14 protein-coding genes and 2 pseudogenes are annotated in these 22,945 nt (G+C 68.4%); 6 read left to right on the forward strand and 10 right to left on the reverse strand.

All coding sequences use genetic code 11. The features are described 5' to 3' along the window. Positions 1 to 150 precede the first annotated feature (150 nt). Positions 151 to 1,859, forward strand: a pseudogene (locus JD77_RS01450) (IS1634 family transposase). A gap of 463 nt (positions 1,860 to 2,322) precedes the next feature. On the opposite strand, the gene JD77_RS01455 reads toward JD77_RS01450, so the two are convergent. Then, positions 2,323 to 3,012 (reverse strand): tyrosine-type recombinase/integrase, encoded by a 690-nt coding sequence (locus tag JD77_RS01455; protein ID WP_145772694.1) that lies wholly within the window; start codon positions 3,010 to 3,012, stop codon positions 2,323 to 2,325. A 150-nt stretch (positions 3,013 to 3,162) separates the two neighbouring features. Between JD77_RS01455 and istA the strand changes: the two genes are divergently transcribed. From istA to JD77_RS01470, 3 genes are read left to right on the forward strand one after another with little or no spacing between them, the layout of a single operon-like run. Then, positions 3,163 to 4,581 (forward strand): IS21 family transposase, encoded by a 1,419-nt coding sequence (istA, locus tag JD77_RS01460; RefSeq protein ID WP_145772695.1) that lies wholly within the window; start codon positions 3,163 to 3,165, stop codon positions 4,579 to 4,581. Beyond that, positions 4,578 to 5,339, forward strand: a complete 762-nt coding sequence (istB, locus tag JD77_RS01465) for an IS21-like element helper ATPase IstB (RefSeq protein WP_013289162.1) — start codon at positions 4,578 to 4,580, stop codon at positions 5,337 to 5,339. Before istA ends, istB begins: the two co-directional genes overlap by 4 nt. Further along, positions 5,339 to 5,650: a hypothetical protein gene (locus JD77_RS01470; protein WP_246140487.1), complete on the forward strand. Its 312-nt coding sequence runs from the start codon at positions 5,339 to 5,341 to the stop codon at positions 5,648 to 5,650. The genes istB and JD77_RS01470 overlap by 1 nt, the downstream gene beginning before the upstream one ends. Here JD77_RS01470 and JD77_RS01475 read toward each other — a convergent pair. From JD77_RS01475 to JD77_RS01485, 3 genes are all read right to left on the reverse strand, one after another. Next, on the reverse strand, positions 5,613 to 6,017 hold the full coding sequence (locus JD77_RS01475) for an integrase (protein ID WP_145772696.1): 405 nt from the start codon (positions 6,015 to 6,017) through the stop codon (positions 5,613 to 5,615). The two genes, JD77_RS01470 and JD77_RS01475, sit on opposite strands and share 38 nt — an antisense overlap. Next, the gene (locus JD77_RS01480; RefSeq protein WP_145772697.1) at positions 6,014 to 6,295 is read right to left on the reverse strand and encodes a hypothetical protein; all 282 of its coding nucleotides are present in this window, start codon (positions 6,293 to 6,295) and stop codon (positions 6,014 to 6,016) included. The genes JD77_RS01475 and JD77_RS01480 overlap by 4 nt, the downstream gene beginning before the upstream one ends. 1,145 nt (positions 6,296 to 7,440) lie before the next feature. Next, positions 7,441 to 7,821: a winged helix-turn-helix transcriptional regulator gene (locus JD77_RS01485; protein WP_145772698.1), complete on the reverse strand. Its 381-nt coding sequence runs from the start codon at positions 7,819 to 7,821 to the stop codon at positions 7,441 to 7,443. A gap of 108 nt (positions 7,822 to 7,929) precedes the next feature. On the opposite strand from JD77_RS01485, the gene JD77_RS01490 reads away from it, so the two are divergent. After that, on the forward strand, positions 7,930 to 8,319 hold the full coding sequence (locus JD77_RS01490; protein WP_145772699.1) for a VOC family protein: 390 nt from the start codon (positions 7,930 to 7,932) through the stop codon (positions 8,317 to 8,319). Positions 8,320 to 8,574: 255 nt separating this feature from the next. Here the strand turns inward: JD77_RS01490 and JD77_RS01495 are convergent, their stop codons facing one another. The 5 genes and pseudogenes from JD77_RS01495 to JD77_RS01520 all read right to left on the reverse strand — a co-directional run bounded on the left by JD77_RS01495 (position 8,575) and on the right by JD77_RS01520 (position 11,265). Continuing rightward, a complete protein-coding gene (locus JD77_RS01495) occupies positions 8,575 to 8,832 on the reverse strand; it encodes a hypothetical protein (RefSeq protein WP_246140488.1) in 258 nt (85 codons plus the stop codon). Between the two features lie 183 nt (positions 8,833 to 9,015). Further along, positions 9,016 to 9,203 (reverse strand): annotated as a pseudogene (locus JD77_RS33225) (cyclophane-forming radical SAM peptide maturase AmcB); the annotation flags it as partial. A 1,128-nt stretch (positions 9,204 to 10,331) separates the two neighbouring features. Beyond that, on the reverse strand, positions 10,332 to 10,586 hold the full coding sequence (locus JD77_RS01510) for a hypothetical protein (RefSeq protein ID WP_145772700.1): 255 nt from the start codon (positions 10,584 to 10,586) through the stop codon (positions 10,332 to 10,334). 8 nt (positions 10,587 to 10,594) lie between these two features. Then, on the reverse strand, positions 10,595 to 10,840 hold the full coding sequence (locus tag JD77_RS01515; RefSeq protein WP_145772701.1) for a DUF3618 domain-containing protein: 246 nt from the start codon (positions 10,838 to 10,840) through the stop codon (positions 10,595 to 10,597). Next, a complete protein-coding gene (locus JD77_RS01520) occupies positions 10,837 to 11,265 on the reverse strand; it encodes a phage holin family protein (protein ID WP_145772702.1) in 429 nt (142 codons plus the stop codon). Before JD77_RS01520 ends, JD77_RS01515 begins: the two co-directional genes overlap by 4 nt. A gap of 1,030 nt (positions 11,266 to 12,295) precedes the next feature. Between JD77_RS01520 and JD77_RS01525 the strand changes: the two genes are divergently transcribed. Then, positions 12,296 to 13,639, forward strand: coding sequence for an MFS transporter (locus JD77_RS01525; protein ID WP_145772703.1), 1,344 nt, complete (start codon positions 12,296 to 12,298; stop codon positions 13,637 to 13,639). On the opposite strand, the gene JD77_RS01530 is transcribed toward JD77_RS01525, so the two are convergent. Then, positions 13,636 to 21,978 carry a hypothetical protein gene (locus JD77_RS01530; protein WP_145772704.1) on the reverse strand — a complete coding sequence of 2,781 codons (8,343 nt, stop codon included), beginning with the start codon at positions 21,976 to 21,978 and terminating at the stop codon, positions 13,636 to 13,638. The two genes, JD77_RS01525 and JD77_RS01530, sit on opposite strands and share 4 nt — an antisense overlap. Positions 21,979 to 22,945 lie beyond the last annotated feature (967 nt).

Raw genomic sequence — 22,945 nt, forward strand, 5'->3', positions numbered from 1 at the left:
TGGCACGTCTGCCGGTCCTGTCGCTGGTCAGGGCGCTGCGGTCTAGCGGAAGCGCCGAAATCCCCTAGTGACACGGATCGTTCGATCACCGGTAGTGAGGTGGGACTTCGTCTTGATGTCCTAGTGGCTTGATCGCTAGGGTCACTGATCGTGTATGTGAAGCGTTCGACCCGGCGGATGGCGGACGGTCAGACGGTAGGCTATCTGCAGCTGGCCCACAACGAGTGGGATCCGGTGGCGAAGGTGTCGCGGACGAAGGTGCGGTACTCCTTCGGCCGAGAGGATCAGCTGGACGTCGCGGGGATCCGGCGGCTGGTCGCGGCGCTGTGCCGGCTGTTGGAGCCGGGCGAGGCGCTGGCGTCGACCACCTCGGCGGACCTGCGGTTTATCGACTCCCGTGCGTTGGGCGGGGCGTTCGCGCTGGACGGGTTGTGGCGTGCTCTGGGGATCGACGCGGCGATGCGGCGGCTGCTGGCCGACACGCGGATGGAGCCGCGGTTGAGCGGATCGTGTTCGCGCTCGTGGCGAACCGCGCACTGGCCCCGTCGTCCAAGCTGGCCGCGACCCGCTGGATCGCGCACGACGTCGTGATCGACGGCTTGGACCTGCCCGTGGTCGACGAGTCCTGCTACCGGGCGATGGACTGGCTGATCACCGCCGAGCCGGAGCTGGGGCGGATCGTGTTCGACAACACCGCCGATCTGCTGAACCTGGAGGTGGACCTGCTGTTCTTCGACACCACCTCCACCTACTTCGAGACCGCCGACGCCGACGTGCCGATGGCCCGCGACGAGCGGGGCATGCGGGTCGGCGATGGAGACCCAACGGTGAAGGAGACCGGGTTCCGGACCTGGGGCAAGTCGAAGGACTCCCGGGGCGACCTGCCGCAGATCGTGGTCGCAATGGCCGTCACCCGCAACGGCATCCCGGTCAGATGTTGGGCCTGGCCTGGGAACACGTCAGACAGCGCACTGATCCGTCAGGTGCGCGACGACATGCGGGACTGGTCGCTGTCGCGGATCGTGTGGGTCGCCGACCGCGGTTTCACCTCCGAGCAGAACCGGCGCTACCTGCAGAAGGCCGGCGGGCACTACATCCTCGGGGAGAAGCTGCGCGGCGGCACGCCCGAGGCCGATGCCGCGTTGTCGCGGCAGGGCCGCTACCGGCACGTCGCGGACAACCTGCAGGTCAAGGAAGTGCCACTGTCCGGCGACCTGGCCGACGACCGGTTCGTGATCTGCTTCAACCCCGAGGCCGCCGTGCGCGACGCCGCGATCAGGGCCCGCATGGTCGCGATCCTGGAAGAGATGATCGACGGCTCTGACAAGCTCGGCCGGGACAAGCGCGCCGAGTTACGCGGCGTCGTCTCCACCAAGCCCGGTCTGAAGCGCTACCTGCGCACCACCCCCGGCGGGCTGCTGCGCATCGACCGCAAGGCCGTCGAGGCCGAGGCCAACCTGGACGGCAAATTCCTGCTGCGCTGCTCCGACCCGAAGCTGTCGGCCGAGGACATCGCCCTGGGCTACAAGCAACTACTGGAAGTCGAACGCGGCTGGCGGGACATGAAATCGATCATCGACCTGCGGCCGGTCTACCACCGCGCCGAGGACCGCATCCGCGCCCACGTCCTGCTGTGCTGGCTCGCCCTGCTGCTCATCCGCATCATCGAGACCCGCACCGGGCAGACCTGGCCCGCGGTCCGCAACGAACTCCAGCGCCTTCACCTGGGCACATTCACCGGCCCAGCCGGCTCCTACCGCCAGCGCACCGAACTCAACACCGGCCAGAAGAAGATCCTCACCGCCCTCAGCCTGCCCGAGCCCCGCCGCGTCTTCGAGGCCACCCCCGCAACCTCCTGACCAGCACGAACACCCTGGCCTAGTGACACGCCCCGCCACCGGGCCAACCCACGTTTCCCCAGGTCAATCCGCGATTTCGCGGACTAGCCAGCCACCTGATCTGTGGAACCCCGGAGTGTCGGCGATGGTGGAACCAGCCGAGATGGCGGCGGTTGTGGCGCCTGCCTGCCCGATCCGCTTGAGAGCACCAACGCGGGCGGGTCGGCTGGGCCGTCATCCGCCGGTGGGGTCTTTCCGTGCATCAGCGGTGACGGCGTGGCTCGGGCTCGTCGACGAGCCCAAAGCCACCGACGACATCGCATCCTGGGTCTGCAGCCTGGTGACCGTGGTTATGGCTGATCACTCGTTGTGCTCAACTACGCGTTCACCCTGGCGCGCGAGGCCCACGGGAGGCTGGCGTGACGCGCCGGTCATCGAGTCCAGCGGCCTAGCCTGTGCCGCGGAACGGTAGCGCTGGACCTGATCACGTTCGCCGGATCGGCGGCTCGACAGGCTGCACCGAAGGCTGCGGGCGCCCTCGCTGTTCGACGACCAGTGGGTGGGGTTGGCCGGTGAGGGCGGCCAGCGCGGTGGCGACGGCGTGCAGGTCGGCTTTGATGTAGGTGGTGGTGGCGGGTCCGCGGCGGTCAGTGTGTCCGGCGTAGGCGCGGGCCACGGCATAGCCGAAGTGGCGCTCCACCCAGGTGAGGGTGGTGTGGCGCAGCCAGTGGGCAGAGATGCCTTGGACAGCGACCCACGGCAACTGTCGGCCGATGCGGGCCCACAGCAGGTCGTAGCGCCGGTGGGTGGCGGGTTGGCCGTTGCGGTAGCGCAGCAGCGCGTCCGTCGGTGCGACGGCGCCGCGGACTCGGGCGTGGTCGTCCAATCGGTTGGCGAGCATCGGTGTGATGGGCTGCCAGCGTTGCGTGCCGCCCTTTTCGCGCAAGCGGATCAGCGCATGGTCGGTGTCGAGGTCGGTCAGGCGTAGCGCGAGGGCGCCGCCGCGTCGGCAGGCCGTTTCGGTGTGCAGGCGCAGCAGCAGCGCGTCGAGCACGATGTCGTTGCCGCCGCTGCGGGCGGCGGCGTTGATGTCGGAAAGTTCGTCGGGGGTGAGGGCGCGGCGAGTGTTGGGTAGCCGGCGGGGTTTGCGGACCCGGTGGGCGGGGCTGTCCACGGTGGTTGTCGGGGTACGGCCTGGAGTGCAGAGCTAAGTACAGCTGATCTTGCAGAGGTGCGCACTGTTTGTCCGTCGTCAGCGGGTGACTGAGGGTGAGGCTGCTCGGGTCGTGATCGGGCAGACGTGGGGCGGCTGGCGATGGGAGCGATGGATGAGCAGCGGTGGCTGGATGTGCGCCGGTTCCGGGCGTTGCACGAGGCTGGTGCGAGTGTCTCGGAGATCGCTCGTGAGACGGGCCTGAACTGGCGGACGGTGAAGAAGTACCTGGCTGCTGGTAGCGGCGAGGTGGTGCCGCCGGTTCGGGCGCGGCCGGCTCGGGGGCAGTTGATCGACGTGTTCGCGCACGTGGTCGATGCGTGGCTGCGGGCGGAGTTGCTGCTCAAGGGCACGGTGATCCATGAACGCCTTGTCGAGCAGTACGGGTTCACCGGCAACTATCAGCGGGTGAAGCTGTATCTGCAGCAGGCCCGGCCGCGGATCGCTGCGGAGTTGGGGATCAGTCCGGATCAGCTGGCCGGGCTGCACCGCCGGTTCGAGGTCGTTCCGGGCGCCCAGGCGCAGGTGGACTGGGGCGACGAAGGCGGCATCCTGGCCCATGTCGGGATCCCGAAGGTGTACTCGTTTCACATGGTGCTGTCGTACTCGCGGGACCCGTTCTGCTGTTTCACCACCAGCCGGGACCTGGCCGCGTTCTGGGAGTGTCACCGGCGGGCGTTCGCGCACTTCGGCGGGGTTCCCGGGGCGATCGTCTACGACCGGACCAAGACCGTGGTCCGCCGGCATGTCGCCCCGGGCCAGGCGGTGCCGCTGCACCCGGAAGCGGTCGCGTTCGCCGGGCACTACGACTTCGACATCGATGTGCTGGCCGCCTATCGGCCGACCGGCAAAGGGCGGGTCGAACGGCAGGTCACCATCATCCGCGATCATGTCCTGGCCGGGCGGGCCTTCTCGTCGCTGGCCGAACTCGACGCCACGTTCATGGCCTGGGTGCCACAGCGGCGGGCCGTAAGGCATCGCACCCACGGCGAGATCATCGGCGTGCGGGCGGTCCGCGACCACGCCGCGCTGCGACCGATCCCCGCCCGGCCGTATGTGGTCGCCGACCGGCATCTGCGGCACGTCGGCAAGGACTGCCTGGTCGCCTACGCCGGCAACCTCTACTCCGTGCCGGCCCGACGGGTCCGCCACCGCCAACTCGTGGAGATTCGGGCGACCGCCGCCACGATCACTATTCACGCCATCGTGCCCGGTCTGGACGGCACCACGCTGCTGGCCACGCACCAGCGGGCCGTGGGCCGCGGCGCCCGCGTGGTCGACGAGAGCCACTGGGACGGTCTGCCCGACGGACACACCCGGGCCGTCACCATCGGCGACCCCGACAGCGGGCAGTCGACCGCACGCCGACCGGCCCGTCACGACGGCGGCCAGGGGCCGCTGCAAGCCCTGCTCAACCGGGCCGCCGCCGCCCAGATCGCCGTCGAGGCCCGGCCGCTGTCGGTCTATGAGCAGATCGCTGCGGCCAGCCCGTTCACCAACCGCCCACACCTGAAGGACGTCTCGAAGTGAGTGAGCTGGTCACCAACCGCATCCACGCCAGCGCCACCAAACTCGGCCTGCCTCACCTGGCCAAGACGCTGCGGGAACTCACCGGCCGGGCCGACACCGAAGCCATGGGCTACCTGGAGTTCCTCGACCTCGTCCTGGAAGAGGAACTCGCCGTCCGCGACGAACGCCGCTTCCGCGCCGGGCTACGCCTGTCGAAGCTGCCGCACCACAAGACCCTCGACGACTACGACTTCAGCTTCCAACCCGACCTGGACCCCCGCAAGGTCCGTGACCTCGCGACCCTCGCATTCGTGCAGGCCAAGGCCAACGTCGCTCTCCTCGGCCCACCCGGCGTCGGCAAGACCCACATCGCCGTGTCCCTCGCGGTCGCCGCCTGCCGAGCCGGATTCACCGTCTACTTCACCACCCTCGACGACATGGTCCGCCACCTCACCGCCGCCGACGCGATCGGCCGCCTGGCCCGCAAGCTGCAAACCTACCTACGCCCCACCGTCCTGGTCATCGACGAAGTGGGCTACCAACCCCTCGAACGACCCGAGGCCAACCTCGTCTTCCAAGTGATCTCGAAACGCTACGAGAAGGGCTCCACCCTGCTGACCTCGAACAAAGGCTTCGGCGAATGGGGCCAAGTCTTCGGCGACGAGGTCCTGGCCACCGCCATCCTCGACCGGCTCCTGCACCACTGCGACGTCGTCCCCATCAACGGCCCCAGCTACCGACTCAAGAACCGCCTCACCGCCATCGAGAACGTCGCCTGATGCCCACCCCGGACGACCCCGCAGCCACCAGCGACACCAACCGCGGCGACCTGCTGCAACTCCTGCTCCAGATCTGCGAGGACTTCCTCGCCCGCACCACTCCGGCGACCCACCACGAGGTCGACACCCTCCTACGCGCCCGCGGCATCACCGGCGGACCCGGATGGCTGATCGACATGCTCGGCCTCACCCGCCTGCGCCTGCAAGACGCAACCCACCGTGACGAACAAGGCGCCCCACCGCGACACCTGACCTCTGCAAGATCAGCCGTACTCACCTCTGCACTCCAACGAGTACCCCGACAGTGGTGAGGTAGCCGTCGGCGATGGCGCGGTTGTAGAAGGCGCGGGCGGCGGCGATGAGATGCTCGCCGGCGTGCCGGCCGTTTCGGGAGTTGCGGCGAGGGCGGGCACCGGCGGCGGCCTGTCGCATGAGGGCTTCGAGGTCGCTGGCGCGCACCGCGTCGATGCGCCGATCGCCGAGGGCGGCGGCCATTCGTCGCCAGGAACTGCCGTAGGTGCGTCGTGTGCCCGGGCTCGCCGCAGCGACGACAGCAGGAAGGTAGTCGGCGACGGTCGGCACGGTAGGCGGGCTGGTGCCGGTGAGGTCGGCGGCGGTGAGGCCGAGGTGCTCGAGCAGCGCTCGGGCGGTGGCGGCACGATCGGGATCCATGGTCATGAGGGCTCTCCGAGGATGCGGGCGTGCAAGTCGGCCAGGACCGCCGTGATGGTGTTTAAGGGGTGCACGACAATGCGGTTCTGGCGTGGCAGGGCGGCTAGGAGCACGGGTTCGCCGGTGGCGATGCCGCACAAGTGTCGGGCGGCGGCCGGTAGGGGCAGTTCCTCGCGGGTTCCCACGGCGTGCGCGCCATCGGCGGCCGGGGTGATCAGGATTGCGCCGTTCACGACGTCGACGTGCAGCGTGAGGCCCGGTGTCCAGCCCAAGGCCCGCAGCAATGCACGAGTGCAACGCGGCCAGCGGCGTCGGGGCGCGCCACGTCGAACAGCAGGCGGCCATCGCCACCGAGGGCGGCGGGCGCGGGCAATGTCGGCAGCAGTGCCGGCCCCGGTACCGCGACGGGCAGCGGGGTTGGCACGAGGGCCTCGACGAGCTGCTCGTCGGGCTGGCGGGGACGCGGCCGCCCGGAACTCGCCTAGGCCCCCGCCAGGGCGGACGCAGCGGTGTCAGCGCAGGTAGAAGCCACTCCCGGCGTCCGGGTGCACAAGCTGCGACGTGCCGGTTCGCGTCCCCACGCGAGGGGAGTTGATCTCGCGTGGATATCCACACGTACTGGTGTCCGAGGGGGGACCCCCACGCGTAGCACCCAGGCATAAAAATGGGTGCTCATGCGATTAAGGATAGCTCAATACAGAGCGTAAGCGCTACAGGTGTAAGCCGGCCATGGGCACCTGTTGCAGCTACCAAGGCGATAGATTTCATCCGCTTCTCCAACGCCCAGCGCATTTTTCAAGCTGGCCAGGAGGATGAGGATTCCGGCGAGCAGAACCTGTGCGAGGTGCGCCCCTCGGCGCAATGCTATTCGGTGAAGCGCCACCAACCGATCCACGGAGGGATGCGCTCTGGTGTTGTTGTCGCCCAGCCAGGAATCTTCACCTGCCATGCTGCCGGCGGCGCTGCGGCGCGATGGAGAGCCACTCCCCTGTCTGTCAGCAACTCCGCCAAACTGCCCTCATCGAGCGAGGCCAACTCACCAAAGACAAGTCAGTGGTTCGCGGCACGCACGGGCGGAGGCACCACGCCGGCAATCTTAGCCGTCCGCGTTGTTGGTGCCATCGCCGCTTTGACGCCGACGCCTACCCCGCTTCATGAACTGCTGAACTTCGCGGGCTTCCGGCAACTCCCCCGACCCCCGTTGATGGTCGCCCGCGAGGTACCGGCCCAGTTGAGCAGGGGCCTCGTCAGCTTGGTCAGATCGCGGTTCATGACCACCCACCCCGCGACATCCATCAATATCACAATCTCGCCCGGCATCGGGGGGCGCCGCTACGGCTGCCGTCGTCAGTCACGCAACGACACCCGCAGTACGCCGGCCGACGTACTCTCCGGCCTCGGCCGCGGGCCGTTTCCGCCTGACCGGTCGTCATGACCGCTCGAACCGGCGGCGTGCGGCGAGGACCTCGTCCAGGTGGCGGCGGCTCCAGTGGCAGAAGCCGTTGATCGTGCCGTGCAGATCTCGACCGGCGAGGGTAAGCCGGTACTCGGTACGGGGCGGCACGGTGGGATGAACCATACGGTCGACCACCCCGTTGCGCTCCAACTGCCGCAGGGTCACGGTGAGCACCCGGTGGCTGATGCCCGCGACCTGCCGGTGCAGTTCGCCGAAGCGGCGCGAGTCGGTGCCGATGGCCTCGATCACCGGCAGCGCCCACTTGGTGCCCACCACGTCGAACACCTCGCGGGCCACGGCATGTACCCGCGCCACGTCGGACGCCGTCGGCGTGCCCGGGGTCGCCTCGTCCACTCGCCATTCCTCACTTCGGGTGCGTCTCTTACCAAAAAGTGCGTACTTACCCTGCTCACAGCCATTGTCCTACGGTCTGGTCGGCAACCCGGACAGACAGGAGTGGACATGACCATCCTCAAGACGTATGCCCGGCTCTGGGCGGACGACCTGGACGCCTCGCTGCCGTTGCTGCGGACCCTGGTCGACGCGGAGCCGGACCTGCGGTTCGCGTTCGGCGCGATCGAGCTGGCCGCAATCGGCGACTTCCTGGTGATCGCGGGCCCGGCCGAGGAACGGGCCCGCTACGGACACGCCTCCGCCACCGTGATCGTCGACGACCTGGACGCGGTCGTGGACGAGGTGACGGCCGAGGGCGGCGAGGTCACCACCCCGGAGGCGACCAGCCCGACCGGCCGCTACGTGTACGTCCGGCACGCCGGTGGGGCAGAGATCGAGTACGTCGAGTGGATGCCGGAACTGGTCGACCGAATCATCGGCCGAGCCGGGGTGCGCTGACCACGTCCGACCCGGTCGGCCCCTGCGGCGACCCCCGCGGCGTCCTCGACCTACCAGCCGGGCGGCGACACAACTTGCGGCTTCGGAAGTGGCAGATTGGCTGCGGTCAGCGCCAGCGGTACGGTGACCGGGAGCCGGCCGGCGATCTGATCGCGCACCGGCACCTGGGTGACGTGGCGCCTGGTGAGGGCCCGGACTGGCGGCTGCCGGTCCGGGCCCTCACCGTTGCGGGATCAACTCATGGCGTCGGTATTGTCAGGGCCGTGCGGCCCAGAGCAGCGCTCGGCCCAACTGCGGCTGCAGGCCCTTGGGGTGCAGCCGGAACGTCGGATCGGTACCGAAGAGCACGACACCGTTGCCGCCGGGGCTGGTGCTCCGAACGATGCTGGCCTGGTTCGCGGCGGCGGCCTGCCCGTTCGTGCCGGTGCCGGCTGCCGCCCACCAGCCGGCGCCGAGGAGTCCGCGGACTTCGCCGAGATCCAGCTCTCCCACATCCAGGCGTTTCGCGCCCACCATCCGGACGGCAGCCGGGCCCGCGTCTCCCAGGGGCTGGTCGTCATCCCCACCGACACGGCCACGCCGACTCAACGGGCCCGCTACCCGCACCCCGCGTTCGCGTAGTCACCGAGGTCGCGTTCGCCCTGCCGTTCACCTTCGACCACACGGACTCCCGCCAGATCCTCACCGACATGGCGACCCCGAGCGCCGCAGCTCCTCGAACGGGGTCAGCAGGTCCCGGAACATGTCCAGGGCGTGGCGGTGGGTTCGCCGCCGTGCCACACGACGCTCACGGGATGGCTGCTGTTCTGCTGCGCGATCGACTCGGCGCACGCCTTCGCGACCGCCTTGCTCATCAAGCGGCGGGAGCTGCGGTCGGGCAGGTAGGAAAGTTGACGGCCGGGCCCAGGTGATCGTCGGTGCAGGTCTGGGGCCCGGGTTGCGATCCTCGCCCCGCGCGGTGGCCGGGCGCAGCCCACCCCTCCACTTCTGTATCCGAATCCGCGTTGCCGAAGTTGCGATCCTCGCCCGGCGCGGTGGCCGGGCGCAGCAGCTCCTCAGCAGCGCATATTCCTAGTCTTCGAGGCCGAGGAAGCCGAAAGAAGAGGCCTGACCCGCGTTTCCGCAGGTCAGACCTATCGTGATCTTGCCCGAAGGAACCCCAATCTTTTGTCCGTAGGCTATTCGGAAGATATAAAGGAGAGAAGAAAAAGCCTTTCGGTGCCGTTTGCGATATTATCCGACGTCGCTCGATCAACACTCACAACAGTGGGAGGGTTCCGCACATTCCAGCGCTCGACGTAAAACCCGCATTTGCTGCCGGCTCGAGCGACCCCGCCCTTGCCGATTAACACGAGAGGTCCATCAGGCACCTCGTCTATAGCGGCCGCATCGACGAGATCCCCGGACAGGAGCTTTAGTGGATCGCCGTTCGGGTTTCCCACGTACGCAACGTTCCAGGAAGCCCTTTCTGAATACGAGTCAACCTTGCGGCAACCCTCGACGTTGACACTCGACGAGCACCGCTCAAGGCCGGTGAGCGCCTTCCGGTCTCCTGCTCCGCAAGCCGCGAGGGTGGAAGCAGTAAACAGATAGAGTACCGATAACCATACCGTTGTCCTACGCATCCACGTCCTGGGGGTGTGCCGAGTGCAGTGCGTGTCGTGCTTCGTGTCCCTGACGCGCGTCCGCCGGAGGGTACGACTCGATCCAACTGTCGGTGACACTCGCCGGATCGTCGTGATCGTGGGCAGTCCCGCCTGCGGCACGAGCAGTCGGTCTCTCGGCCACGGTCGCAGGCCTCCTTGCAGGTCACAGGTGCGGACAGCTACCTGACCTTACTCACCACCAGCCGAAAGTCCACCCGACCCATCCCACGAACAGGTGACAGGCGACCATCTTTCGGCGACCCCGGTCACCCGGCACGATCTGACACAGGCATGGACGGATGAAGCGCGACGGCGACGCGCGTCGTGGCGGGGGGCCGCCTCGACAAGGAGCACGACCCATCAGGGTCAACGACGAGGGCGTCTGACCAGTTGGGTCTGCCGCACCGCGGTGACGACGCCGATGCCGGCCATGGCGGCGGCGGCGAGGACACCGGGATGGCGGCGCGCTGCGGACCGAACTGTTGCGGTCACATCGCGGATCGTACGGACAGCGGTGGTGCCTGCCTGCTTCGCTGCGGCTCCGCCGCTGCCACGAAGCTTCTCCGTCGTCCGCTTCGCGTGCTGGCGCTGCGTATTGCCGCGCTGTTGCAAGCTGGACATAGCCTCAGTCAGTCCTGCTCTGTCCGCCCGTTGGCGTGCTGTCCGGAGCACGGCTGCGCTCTTGCCGCGCATCGCCTGGGCCGCACCGACCAACTGTTGCCGAGCACGGCCTTTGATCTGCGGGCGCTGTCCAGGCCGCGCGCCTTCACGTCCGTTTTGGCTGCCAGCGCGTGTACCGTGTCGGCCAGTTCAGCTCGGGTCCGCTGGATGTCCGCGCCGGTGTGACCCGGGTCGCTGGCGTCGCTCGCTGTCATCGCCGTCTACCCTCCTTGGCGGCCTGCTGCACCGACTCGACGTCCTTACGCACGCTGCCCAACGTCGACTGCGGCGCGAGCGGCATCGCCCGTTCGGTCTGCTTCTTCCCGGACAACGCGAGCAGCCCAGCCACCGCAAACAGGACCACCGCCACGACCAGCGCGGCCAACCACGCCCACATCACCGTGGCCACTAGCAGGATGAACGCGGCGACAAGGGCACCCCCGCCGTACAGCGCCACCCCGCCCGCGCCGCCGAACATGGCGGCAGCGAAGCCAGCGCTCTTGCCCTTGCCGGTCAACTCCGCGCGGGCCAACGCCAACTCGTCGCGCACCAACTGGCGGATCTGGTCGGTGGCACGCTCAATCAGCTGCGCCACCGTAGGCTCCTGGGCCTTCCGGTCGTCACCGGGAGCGCCGCTCATGTGCCGTCACCTTCTATTCAGGGGGATGGAAGCCCAGCGGAGATGCGCCGGTCAGCCGCGGGGTGCCGTACGCCCCGCACCTGTCTTGCAGAGCACAGGTCAGCGAGCTGCTGCCGCCGTAGAGACAAGGTCATTGGTCGCGCCAGCCGCGGTGGCGCCCAGTGGCGCTTCCACCCCGCCGACGACAGAGGATCCGCTGTCCGGAGCGGAGAGGTGGTCCGGCGTCGCGGCACCTTGAGGGCGTCGCCGGCCGGCACGCACAATGGCCACCGCAGCCGCCGCTGTCAGGACCATTGCCGCCGCTTGCAGCATCGGCCCTTTCCTGCTTCGCCTACGCCTCATGTCCCACCTGCTCCTCCCGTACTCGATTTGGATTTACCTATCCTGCGCCATGCGATTAGGGAAAATACGGCCATGGGGGACGCATACCCCGTTCGTGTGTCGTCGTACGGGCCAACGTGCGACGACATCGTGCGTCCCACGCGACGCGGCGGCGCCTGGACCCGCCGGTAGCAGGGCACGGGCGGGCTGGTTGTGACCTGCCCGCCCGTGAGCGTTGCGGGCGATACCTCCGTCATCGGCGTCGTCGGCTGGACTCGGGGATGTTCGCCTCGACCTCCTCGTGGCGGACCCGCTCGTCGATCGGCTACTCCTCGACCACCTCGTTTTGGACAGGTGCACCCGCTCGACCGGCACCCGGTCCTTGGCCACCACAGGGCGTTCCGCACGCAGGGCATCTCCTGCTGACCCGAACCCGCCGTGGTACACCGGCCCACCGCTGGAGTGATATCCGTCTCGCCCCGCCCACTGGCTCCTTGTTCCGGTCGGGCACTGCCCGCCGGCGCCACATCGATGCTAGTGCGCTGTCGACGTCCGCCGCGCCGGCTCCGGATCACGACCGGCGGCGTTGAGGCGTGCTGGACCACCGCCCTGGGCCTTGCCGCAACACCGGCAACGTTCGTGGAGACGCACCAGCGGACCTCCACGTCGGCCCTGCACAGGCTGGTCAGCCGTCGTAGGGTGGTCGATCATGGCTTCTCGCCGACCGCATAACCTCCGTGCGCTTCTCGCCGTGCCGTCGCTGCGCCGGCTGCTGGCCGTCCGTTTGGGGGGACAGTTCACCGACGGGGTGTTTCAGGCCGCTCTCGCCGGCAGTGTCCTGTTCAACCCGGACCGGCAGGCGACACCGACCGCGATCGCCCTCGCCGCAGCGGCGCTGGTCCTGCCGTACTCGCTGGTGGGTCCGTTCGCGGGTGTTCTGCTCGACCGGTCGAGCCGCCGGACGGTGATCGTCCTGGCCAACCTGGCTCGAGCGGGTCTCGTCCTGCCGATCGCCGCGATGATCTTTCTGGGGTCGGAGGGGCTGCTGTTGTTCGTCACGACCCTGGTGGTGATCGGGCTGGGGCGGCTGCTGCTGGCCGGGCTGTCGGCCGCGACTCCGCATGTGGTGTCCGACGAGCGGCTGGTCACCGCCAACGCCGTCGCGGGCACGGCGGGTTCGGTGGCGTATTCGCTGGGGTTGGGATGTGCTCTGCTGTTGCTTCAGACGGCCTTCCCAGTCGGCGATACCGGCTATGCCGGCATCGCCGTGCTCACGCCGGTCGGTTACTTGGCCTGCGCCGTCGGGGCCCGGTTCTCCTTCGCCCGCTACGACCTGGGCCCAGAGCGGGCCGCCGTGGACCGATCAGGCCTTGCTGGTGAGGTGGCGGCGGTGGTGCACGGCATGACCGAAGGCCTACGACACCTGGCGCAGGCGCGCAGGGCCGCATATGCGATGGCGGCGCAGACGGGTTTCCGGCTGCTGTTCGGGGTGCTCGCCCTGGCGATGCTGTTGCTCTACCGCAACCAGTTCGCCGGTGACGACCTTGACGGCGTGCCGGCGCAGCTCGGCCTGGTCTTCGCCGCGGGCGCGGTCGGGGTCCTGGTCGCCGCCGTCGCCACTCCGCCGATGACGCGGCGGATCGGTGGGTGGCGGTGGGTGACGCTGCTGCTCGCCGCGGTCGCGGTGGCGCTGCCGGCGTTCGGGCTTGCGTTCGACCCGCTGCTGCTGGTGCTGGCCGTGCTGGTGGTCAACGTCGCGGGTCAGGGCATCAAGATCGTGGTGGACACGATGGTGCAGCAGGAGTGCGCCGACGGCTTCCGAGGGCGGGTGTTCGCCGTGAACGACACCGTGTTCAACCTCGCCTACGTGCTGGGCATGGCAGCGGCGGCCCCGATCATCCCGGACAACGGGCGCTCACCACTGCTGCTTGCTCTGTCGGCTACCGGCTTCGCCGGCCTTGCCCTCGGCTACGGAGTGCTCGCCGGCCGGTATGCCCGCGTCGGCGGCGGCGACCTGACGGCGGCAACCAAGCAACGGCGGCTGCCGTATTAGCTAGCCCGGACGAGGTTTTCGGCACCCGCAGGGGCCTCCGTGGTGCGTATCTCGATGTTGCCGACGACCCAACGGGTTCCCCTGGGACCGACGACCCGGATCACGGCGACCGCGGTGAGCTGGTATCCCGGTGTGCCGTTACCGTCAGCCGATTCGATGGGGGTACCGAACCGGATGATCTCGCGCCGCTGCCCATAGCCGCCCGCGCTCTGATGCTGCGCCGCCTCAACCCCTGCGATCGGCACCATCGGTGCGCCGTAGTTGTTGCCGTCATGAACGAGCGGGTCGGTGTGGCTGAAGCCGAGCGTCGGGATTACTGACGAGGCGACGGTCGTGGCGAAGGTGTCGGTGTTGGCGTAGACGCTGTCGATGGCCACGTTCCGACTGGTGCTCGTGGATCCTGACGCATACAGCGCAAGCTGGATCGACGTACCCGGTGCGCCGGCGCGGCCGAGCAATCGACCCACTGCAGCCGGTTCCATGATGGTGACCTTGCCTGAGCGGGCAAGCTGGGCTAGGCGGGGGAAGATTCCTTCCGCAGAAACGGAATTGTGCAACTGATCGTCGCCGGCAAGAGAGGGGTCGACGGTCCGGATCGCTTCGGCGAGTTGCGCCACGGCATCGAAGTCATACACAGAAAACCCTCGGCTCGGCCGCCAGGGCGCACCGGCCACCAGCGCACGAATTTCCGCCGGGACCTCCATGTCGATGACCGTGTCGGTGGAGGGGGGTACGACGAGTGTCGGGTCGGACGTGAACATCGCCGGCTGGACGCGCCCCTGTTCGGCGACTGGGTCCCGAGGCGTCTCTGCCTCGCTGAAACGCAACGTGACCAGGGCTGGGACAGCCAGGTGCGACTCGCTGGTCGCGCTCACCCTCGGCAGGTTCTGCCAGGCCAGCCGGACGAGCCGACCCACGGCGAGGAGCCCGTTGACTGCGGCCCTACCCGCAGCGACGATGAATGCGTCGCTCAACGGCATCGATCGTACGGTCACGCCGAGTGTGTAGGGGATGCGGTCGAACTGAGTGGTGGAGAGGGTGCGCTGCCAGGTGCGGTCCTCCCGTAGCGACGTTGCGGCGTTGGCGCGACTGTGCTGTGTCGCGATCGCGAGATGCGATTGCGGCTCGTGTTCTTCCCGTTTGACCAACGGCGAGAAAGCTACCTTGTTGCTGATGGCTCGGGTGACGCTTTGTTTGCTCGCACCTGCGATCTGCAGGGATCCGCCCTCACCGGACGAGTGGGCCAGGACAACGTCCAGGCCTGCGGTGGTCGAGGTTTTCCGGCCGCGCAGCCCCGCGAGCTGGGCGGCAGTCTGTGCGGGCTGGGCGGTGATCTCCACCTCCACCAGTCGCGGTCCGAGCCACGACCGATGTACGAAATGGAAGGACGTTCGGCCTTTGGGACCAGCGCTGACGAGTGAGCGCAGAGCGAGCGGGGAGCTGTGGTCGGCGATCCGCGACAAGACGCCAGGCAGGTAGGCCGAATGGCCGGGACGGGTCACCCCCGGCGCCTGCGCCTCGACCAAGGCACGGATGCCTTCGCGGAAGAGCGGACGCGGACCCCGGGGTATCACCGCGGTGGCCACGCCGAAGCCAAGCTCCCCGCCGCTGCGAACGAACCAGTGGGGAAGCATCCGGTCGGCGGGTTCGGCGGGCCTGGCGGGGTCGGCTTGCGGGATCCCTGGGATCTGCCGCAACTCCGGATAGTTGAACAGGTCGTTCTCGGTGAGGAGGAACTCCACGGCCTCGGGCAGTTCCACCGCGAGCTGCTTCTCGAAGAACGGGCTGCCGGAAAGGGTCCCGGCCACCACGTTGCGGCTGCCTTTCGTGACGGTGACGATGTAGATCGCCCTGGCCTTGAAGCGAAACACCGAGATATCGTTCTCGGTCGTCACCCTGAACGCCATCGTGTTGTCGCTGAACGTCGTCTGGGCGTCCGCGCGGGTGCCGTAGGTGTAGGTCCCCGAGGGTACGAATTGCGTGTCGCTGCCGTAGGTGCCGGTGAACGTCGTCGGCACTTCTCGCAAGACGCTGCTCTCTGCCGTCTGCGACGACCCGTCAAAGGACTGCAGCCAGTTTTCCATGTCCATGGTTCCTGGCGGTGGCAGGGTCTCCACATCGGTGAGGTAGCCCTCAACCGTTACCGACACATCGGTGCCCCACACCATGCCGTGCTCGCCGATGTTCTCGGACACATACTGGTTGTCGAAGACCTGCAGGGCGTTGGCCGCCAAATGGTGGGGCGACACCGCGGCGTGCGCCACCTCCTGGCCCATGCTCTCAGGTCGACTCAACGACTCCCCGATCGCCCGCCGCTTCGCCCACGTCCAGCCACCCACCACCATCCCGCCGAACCACGACGCCGTACGACCTGCACTGCCCGAAGACGCGACCGTCTGGTCGTCGGCGACCGGCTCGTTCCCCCGCACCTGGACCGGCCCGGTTGCCTCGTCAGGAGGGAAAGCGCCAGGCATGGCTGGCGTCCAGTCCTCCCGTGCCTCCCCATGGAGCATGCGCGCTTGAGCCGAGTTGGTTCCCGCAGATTCCGGCCGCGACTCCGCAGTCTGTATCTGCATCTCTATGTCATCCGCGACCTGCGGCGGCACAACCGCGTCGTCTACCGTCGAGGTGCCGGGCATGAGGTTGCTCGAAGCGGCGGATCGTTCCGCGGCCGCGGCGGCGCGGCGTACGGCCCCGATGAGGTCGCTGACCACCGCGCGGATCGTTTGGCTGCCCTCCACCCGGTCCACATGCGCCGACTCCGGCAGCCGAAGCACTCCGTTCTGGTAGACCGCATCACCGTCCGGTTGGTTCAGCCTGGCTCGATCCTGATCGGTGACCGCACGAGGTGCGGGCATCTGGTACGGACTGACCTCCACCGGCTGTGGGAGAGTGCGGTAGGTGGGCACCGCCAACGCGATCATCCCGTCGACGTTGCTCGGCTCGGGCACGGGGCCGTAACTCCACGACATCTCCATCCGTAGCGTCACCGGCACCTCGAAGGTGTGCGACCCGTCGGCGCTTGGGCTGAGCGCGTACAGTTCCTGCCCGAAGCCGATGCTGGTTTCCGTGGTCGTGGCAGGGCGAGAGGAGCGGTTCATTCCGCTGGAAATACTCTGCAGCGGCCTGCTTTGATCGGCCACACCAAGTGGATTGGAGTAGGAGCCAGCAATGCCTGCGTTCCAGCCGAACGGAGACCGGGTGCGCTTTTCGATGGCTGGATGAGTCGAACCGGTCCAATTCATCGTCTGGACGTCGGGCAGGAACAGCTTGTGGCTGACTCCTCCGTCGGGCTCGTCGGTGAAGCGGCGCTCTGCGGACAGGCGCACTTCGACCCGCCGTATTTCACCGCGGACCGGCAGTTCGAACACGATAGGATAACCGCCCTCGATCATCTCGTCCGCAGCGCCACGCAGCCCCATACCGGAGCGTGCCAAATCAAGCTTGCGAACATTTTCCAACCGCTGGATCCGGGTCGCCTCGTCAGTCAGTCTGTCCGCCAGGGACGGATCCCTGTCCGGCGGCAGGAAGCCCCGCTGCCTGAGCCAAGTCTCGACCGATGCGAACAGCGGCTCGGCACCCGTGACCCGCAGCGGCGTAGTGGAGACGCCGAGCGAACGCAGCTGCGCGATCTCAAGCGGCAGGTAACGCGGAGTGTTTGGCTGCGTGACGGTGTCCGCCGGCGGCACGCGCAGAATCGCCCGGTGCGGCGCGCCAGACCACCCCAAGGGGGTCGACGGCGCGGGGCGGACCGCAGCACCGTCCGCCCGGACGAGTTCCACATCGAAAATAACGTCGGCGGCCAGCGGGATCAGCGGCTTGCTCGTCCGCAAAGAGTGCGAGGTGCGTGCGCCACCGCCTGATCCCAGTGTGTGCGATACCTGATGCCGCGCACCGAGTTGCCCCCGGACAGTTACGCCGGTCGGATCGACCCCCGCGACAGAATCGGCGGGCGCACTTGACATGCCAAGGCTCACGGAACCGCCAACGCCGACCGAGTTGGTGACCTTGGCGGAACCCTCGACGCGCAGAATTCGCAGCACGTGCGACTCCAGCACGGCATTCTGCGTCGCCGGACCGGTGACCTCCCGCGCGTGTAAGCCCACACGCACCCGCAGGTAGCCGATTACCGAACCGTCTTCTGCGAACAACAACGGCGATGGGTGGCTTCCCATCGACATCAACGGGATATTCGCGCGCAGGCTGTATTCGCCGAAGAACTCCTGCAGCTCACGTCTCGACGCTTTCGACAGCGACTTGAGCTGCGGCCGGAACGACGCCATGACATCGCTGAGGATCCGGTCGGCATTCGGCACCGACTGCACCCCGAACAAGGGCATGTCGTTGCGTAATGTGTCCAACCGCGCTGGCCGGGGCTGCTCCGTGTTCTCGGGTGGGATCTCCACGGCATGCTTCGGGAACCACACCGTCAGCCGCTCGGTTGGCGGGGTGAGGTCGGTCCACGGGCGGCTCACGTCGTCACCCACGCGCATCTGCCAGTGCATCTTGTACATGTACGGCCAGGAACGCTCGCGACTGCGCAGGATCGTCAGCGCCTGCACCCCGCCAGTGACCCTGACCGAGGTCGACGTCTGGTTGTATGTGACGGTGGGCTGCACCGTCAGCACCGCCCGCCGCAACTTACCGAGGTTCTCGATCGGCCATTTGTGCGAATACGAAAACGGGAGATTCATGGATCGAAGATCGGAGGCGGCCGCGGTCTCAGCCACCTCCCATCCGCCGATCGCCCAGCGCTGGAATGCGACCGGCGGGCCGTCGCGCAGTTGCTCGATTCCGGGGTCCGCGGCCGCCGCGTCGAGCAGCACCATCCGCAGCCAGACGGCCTGCCCGCGATCGGCAGGAATCGACAGCGGTAGTCCCAATTTGCTACGCACCCGCGTCCACTCCGCAGACAGGTACGTCGCGGTAAGCCGCCGATCGAGCTGCGTGCCGAAGGCGGCTTGCGATCCCCGAGCGCCAGCCGCCGCCTTCACCTGCTCGCGCAGCCACTCGACAACGCTCTCCGGCACGCGCGTGACGTGCTCGAATCCCTGCATCCCATCCAGCTGTGACCCGTATTGCCGTACCGCCTCCGTCATGCCGCCGTGCGCAGGGTCGGGTGCTGGTGCCTGCGCAGACTCGTTGATCTGCGGAACAACAGGCTGCGGTTCGATCTGCCGCGTAGCGGTCAGTAGTGACTCCACATCCTGTCGCACCAGATCGCCGGCCCCCCGGTGGTGCTCCGCGAGCGCACCACCGGAGGCCACTGCCTGAGTCTGCTGGCCGGTCTGCTCCTGCGGGTCTGGCTGCCTGAGGGGGTCGGCCGGGTCGGGGGAAGTGGTGTCTGCCTGCATCGCCCGGGACGGGCCGCGTGGCGGGCTGGTGGAGGCGAGCAGGAGCGCGCTGGTGTCGGTGCCGGTCGTGGTGATCGGTTGCGGGTAGCCGGTGGTGTGGTCGGGTAGGAGGTCGGTGATGGTGGCGGGCTGCCCGTCCCCGTCGAACGCGGCCACCCAGGTGCCGGACATGAACAGGTGTCGCAGCCACGGGTCACGTATCGGATCGTTCGGCTCGGGCGGGTCGAAGGGGTCACGCTTCCAGGTGTCCCGCACCTTGATTTTCGGCGGCCCGGAAGTTTGTGGCTCGTTGTGAAGGGCGAACACGTGCTGCGGTTCGTTCGGTGGTTCGGCCCTGACCACGACCATCGACCCCGGCACCGCCCGCAGCGCGGCCAGTACGTCCGCTCCGGCGACCCAGTCGGGGTGGGCGGCGACACGCTCGGGTACCGCGTCGAGAATCTCCAACAGTTGCGGCCAGCCAACCTTGGCCGCGAATCGGCCGTCCGGTCCGATGAACCGGTCGTCGAACACCCCCCGGTTGCCCCACCGCCCATACACGTCTTTGAACGCGTCGAGAGTGGCCGGCACACACCACAACCGGTCGCCGCTGCTGACCGGGCGCGCCACCGTCTGGTCAGCAGCCGTGACCGGTTGCGCGGACCCCGTCGCCCCGACGGCCGGCCCGGTTGCCGCGACGGCCGGCTCGCGGTGTGTGCCGGGGTCGCCGCTGAACGACTCGTCCGGCAAGGACACGTCACTGATCGACGTTGTGTCGCTGGTGCCGAGGTTGCTGAACATGTCATCGCTGGAGACAGACATGTCACTGGCGCTGTCACGGCCGCTGGCGCTGGCGTTGTGGCGGATCGGCGTGCCATCGGCGCGGGAGGCAGCGCCAGCCGGCACCGTGCCACGGGCGCTGGCCGCGTCCGGCGTGCCTGGCGTCCCAGCTGTGCCGGGCGTGCCGGGCGTGCTGCCGTCGGCCTGGCTGAGCACCTGGTGGTATCCGTCCACCCATTCCCCTTGGAGCGATTCGGCGAGAATGTCGTGGCTGGCCGAATCGACGCCGTACCGGTGGGCCAACGCGGTGACCTGGGCCTCCGTCAGGCCGCTCGCCGCCGCGGTGTGCTGCTCGGGCGTTATCGGCACGGTCTGCGCGCCGGTGCGGCCGCTCCCTTGAATGTCCGCGGTAGACAAGTTCGCGCCATGTCCGGTGGTGCCGGGGATGCCCGCGGCCGTGAAACGAGCGGGCAGGTCGGTGACCACCTGCCGGACCACGTCCGCCACGGCGCTCACCTGCGCGGCGTCAGGACTGGCCACCACAGCGGGCAGCACGGCCGGCAGCACGGCGGGCAGTGCGGAGGTACCGAGGATCGCGTCGACGTTTCGGTCCACCTGGATCCGCAGGTCGCGCTCGACCGCCTCGCGCACAGCGGCGGACGGTACCGCCGCCCGGGCGCCCCTCGGCACGCCGACGCCCCCCGGCGTGCTGGCGCCTGTCGGCGTGCCGACGCCCGTCGGTAGGTCGACGGCGAGGTACTGGTCGATGTGAAGTTGGACGGCCAGTTGCGTGATCGAGCGCAGCGCCTGCCGGTCGAACTCCGCCGGCAGCGCGGCGACAACCTGCTCTGGCCGCACCTCGGCCGGGATCTGCTCACCCGAGGACGCCAGGGCCTCGGCCATCCGGGCCACCGCCTGCTCCCGAACACCCGCCAGGAACCGCTCGGTGAGCGCGGCACCGGGCAGACCGACCTCGGACAGGAAAGCCGCCACAGCCGGATCACCCTGCCGGGCATCGACCCACCCGGCGAAAACCCGCTCGACCGGCACGGACAGGTCCGGCACCGACCACGACGGCACGGACAGGTCCAGCTTCGGCGTGGGCAAGCTCAGGTTCGGCGTGGGCAGGTTCGATGCCGGCAGCGGCGGGGGCGGCGGGGCCTGCCTGCCGGTCACCGCAGCCTTCGGGTCGTCGACCCCAGCCTGGTACCCGGTGGAGGTGTCTCCACCAACCGGTGTCGGCCCCACCGGCAGGACCGGCTTACCGTCCGACGTGAACGCGAGGCGAGGCACCTGCACCCGGGGCTGCATCACGGCGCGACTCACGGCCAGCCCGAGCCCGCTCGCGGCCGCCCCGCCCGCCCCCGAAATCGCCCCGGACAGCAGATCCGCACCAAGATTATTGGGGTCCCAGTACCCCTCGACCATCAAGCTGGCACCGATACCGAACAGCCCCTCCCCGAGGGTCTCCGTCACCGGCCGCGACAGCACATCGGTCAGCAGATGCTTGGTGGTGTCCGACACGGCGAGCTTGCCGACCGCGCCGGCGACAACGCCAGCGGCCCTGCCCAACGCCGGCCCGCCCACCGTGGTCAGGAACGCCACCGCCCCCGCGAACGCCGCCTGCTTACCGACCGTCGACCAGTTCACCCCCGACTGCAAACCATCGGTCATCATCGACACCTGCGCCAACAGCGCAGAACCCGGCATGAACAACATCTGCATCGCCGTGCCACTCGCCGCCGACCGCACCAACGCCGAACGCAGAATCGCCTGGATGATCGTCCGCGTCTGGGCGATGTGCGCCGCCGCCCCCACCGGATTCCAGAACCACATCGCCGCGGCGACAGCGAACTCGGCCTGCATGAAGGAGAACATGGCCACCGCCGTACGCTTGCCGGTCTCCGTCTCCAGGAAGAAGTCCCCCATCGCCTCGACCGCGGCGAGCATCAGGTCGGCCGTCTCGGCCATCTTCTTCACAAACGGAACGGTCTGCGCCACGAACCGGTCGAAGGCCTCACCCTCCCCCGCCTCCCGGACCGCCCTGATCGTCTGCTCCAGCAACGGACCCAGCACCGTACGCACCCGATGCTCCAGCGCTTTCAGCGTGCCGATGTCATCCCGCAACAACGGCAGCTCCGCCCGGGACACCCTCATCCCGGTGAACCGTTCCAAAGCCTGCAACCAGCTCTCATTGAGCTCAAGGGTCGGACCGGCGGCGGCCATCGGGCAACGCTCCCTTCCTGCCCCGAATCAGGGGCACCGAGTGCGGATCAGTCAGCCGCGCTGACCGCCACCCAGCCCCCGACCATCTGGCCGGAGCCGTCACGGAATCCGGCGACCCACTCGCGCCGAAAGCCGGCCGCGAGCCGTTCGGTATCAGTCGGGTCGCGGCGTGCGCGGCAAGCTGGGTCGACGCGGCCTCCGCCGCCACGTCCACGTGGTGCTCGAAGGCCAACTGAGGCCCGAGACGTCGGCGAGCCGGTCCAGGGCGGCATTAGCCGGCAACCTCGGCCGATCGGGCCAACGGGAAGCGCGCGGCGAAGTTCCCGTCCACGTGTGCCAGGTACACCGAACGGATCCGCCCCAGCGCTGTCGTCGATCCTGCCGACCAGGTCCAGGGCCAGTGCCCAGAGCGGCCGTGGACGGCGAGGCGCTGTGCGGCGCTCGCACCGCCACCGCTCCGGTGTTCCTACTCGCGGCGATTGGGCGCGGCACCGGTCTGATCCTGGAACAGCGCCAGGTCCACGTGAGTCGTGTTCTGGCCAGCAGTACGGCGGCGCGGGTTTCACGCGAGTCCCCGAGCAGGGCGAGCGTCTCGTCCCCGAGCAGGGCGAGCGTGTCGGCCACTGCGCTGTCGTGAGCGGCGGCATGACCGGAGACGAAGACTCGGAGCGAGTCCTGGACCGCTCTGGGCAGTGCCACGCCGGCAGCCCGACCGTTGGACATTGCTGATGCCCCGCGCCATCTGGCGATCCAGCCGATCGCCCAGATGGGCTGACGATCTGGGCGGGTCGTGCCTGACCGGACATGGGCACTCTCCTTGGAATGCATACCGCGTCCCCACTCGATAACCCGGAATTCCTATCGGTGAACTAGGGTATTGGAAGAACGCCAGCAAGCGATACCGCAGAGGTTGAGCAGGGATGTAGGTTCTGTCACAGGAGCCGGATGCTGTTGGTGATCTTGGTTG

This window comes from Micromonospora olivasterospora (assembly GCF_007830265.1).
In the GTDB taxonomy this organism is placed as follows: domain Bacteria; phylum Actinomycetota; class Actinomycetes; order Mycobacteriales; family Micromonosporaceae; genus Micromonospora; species Micromonospora olivasterospora.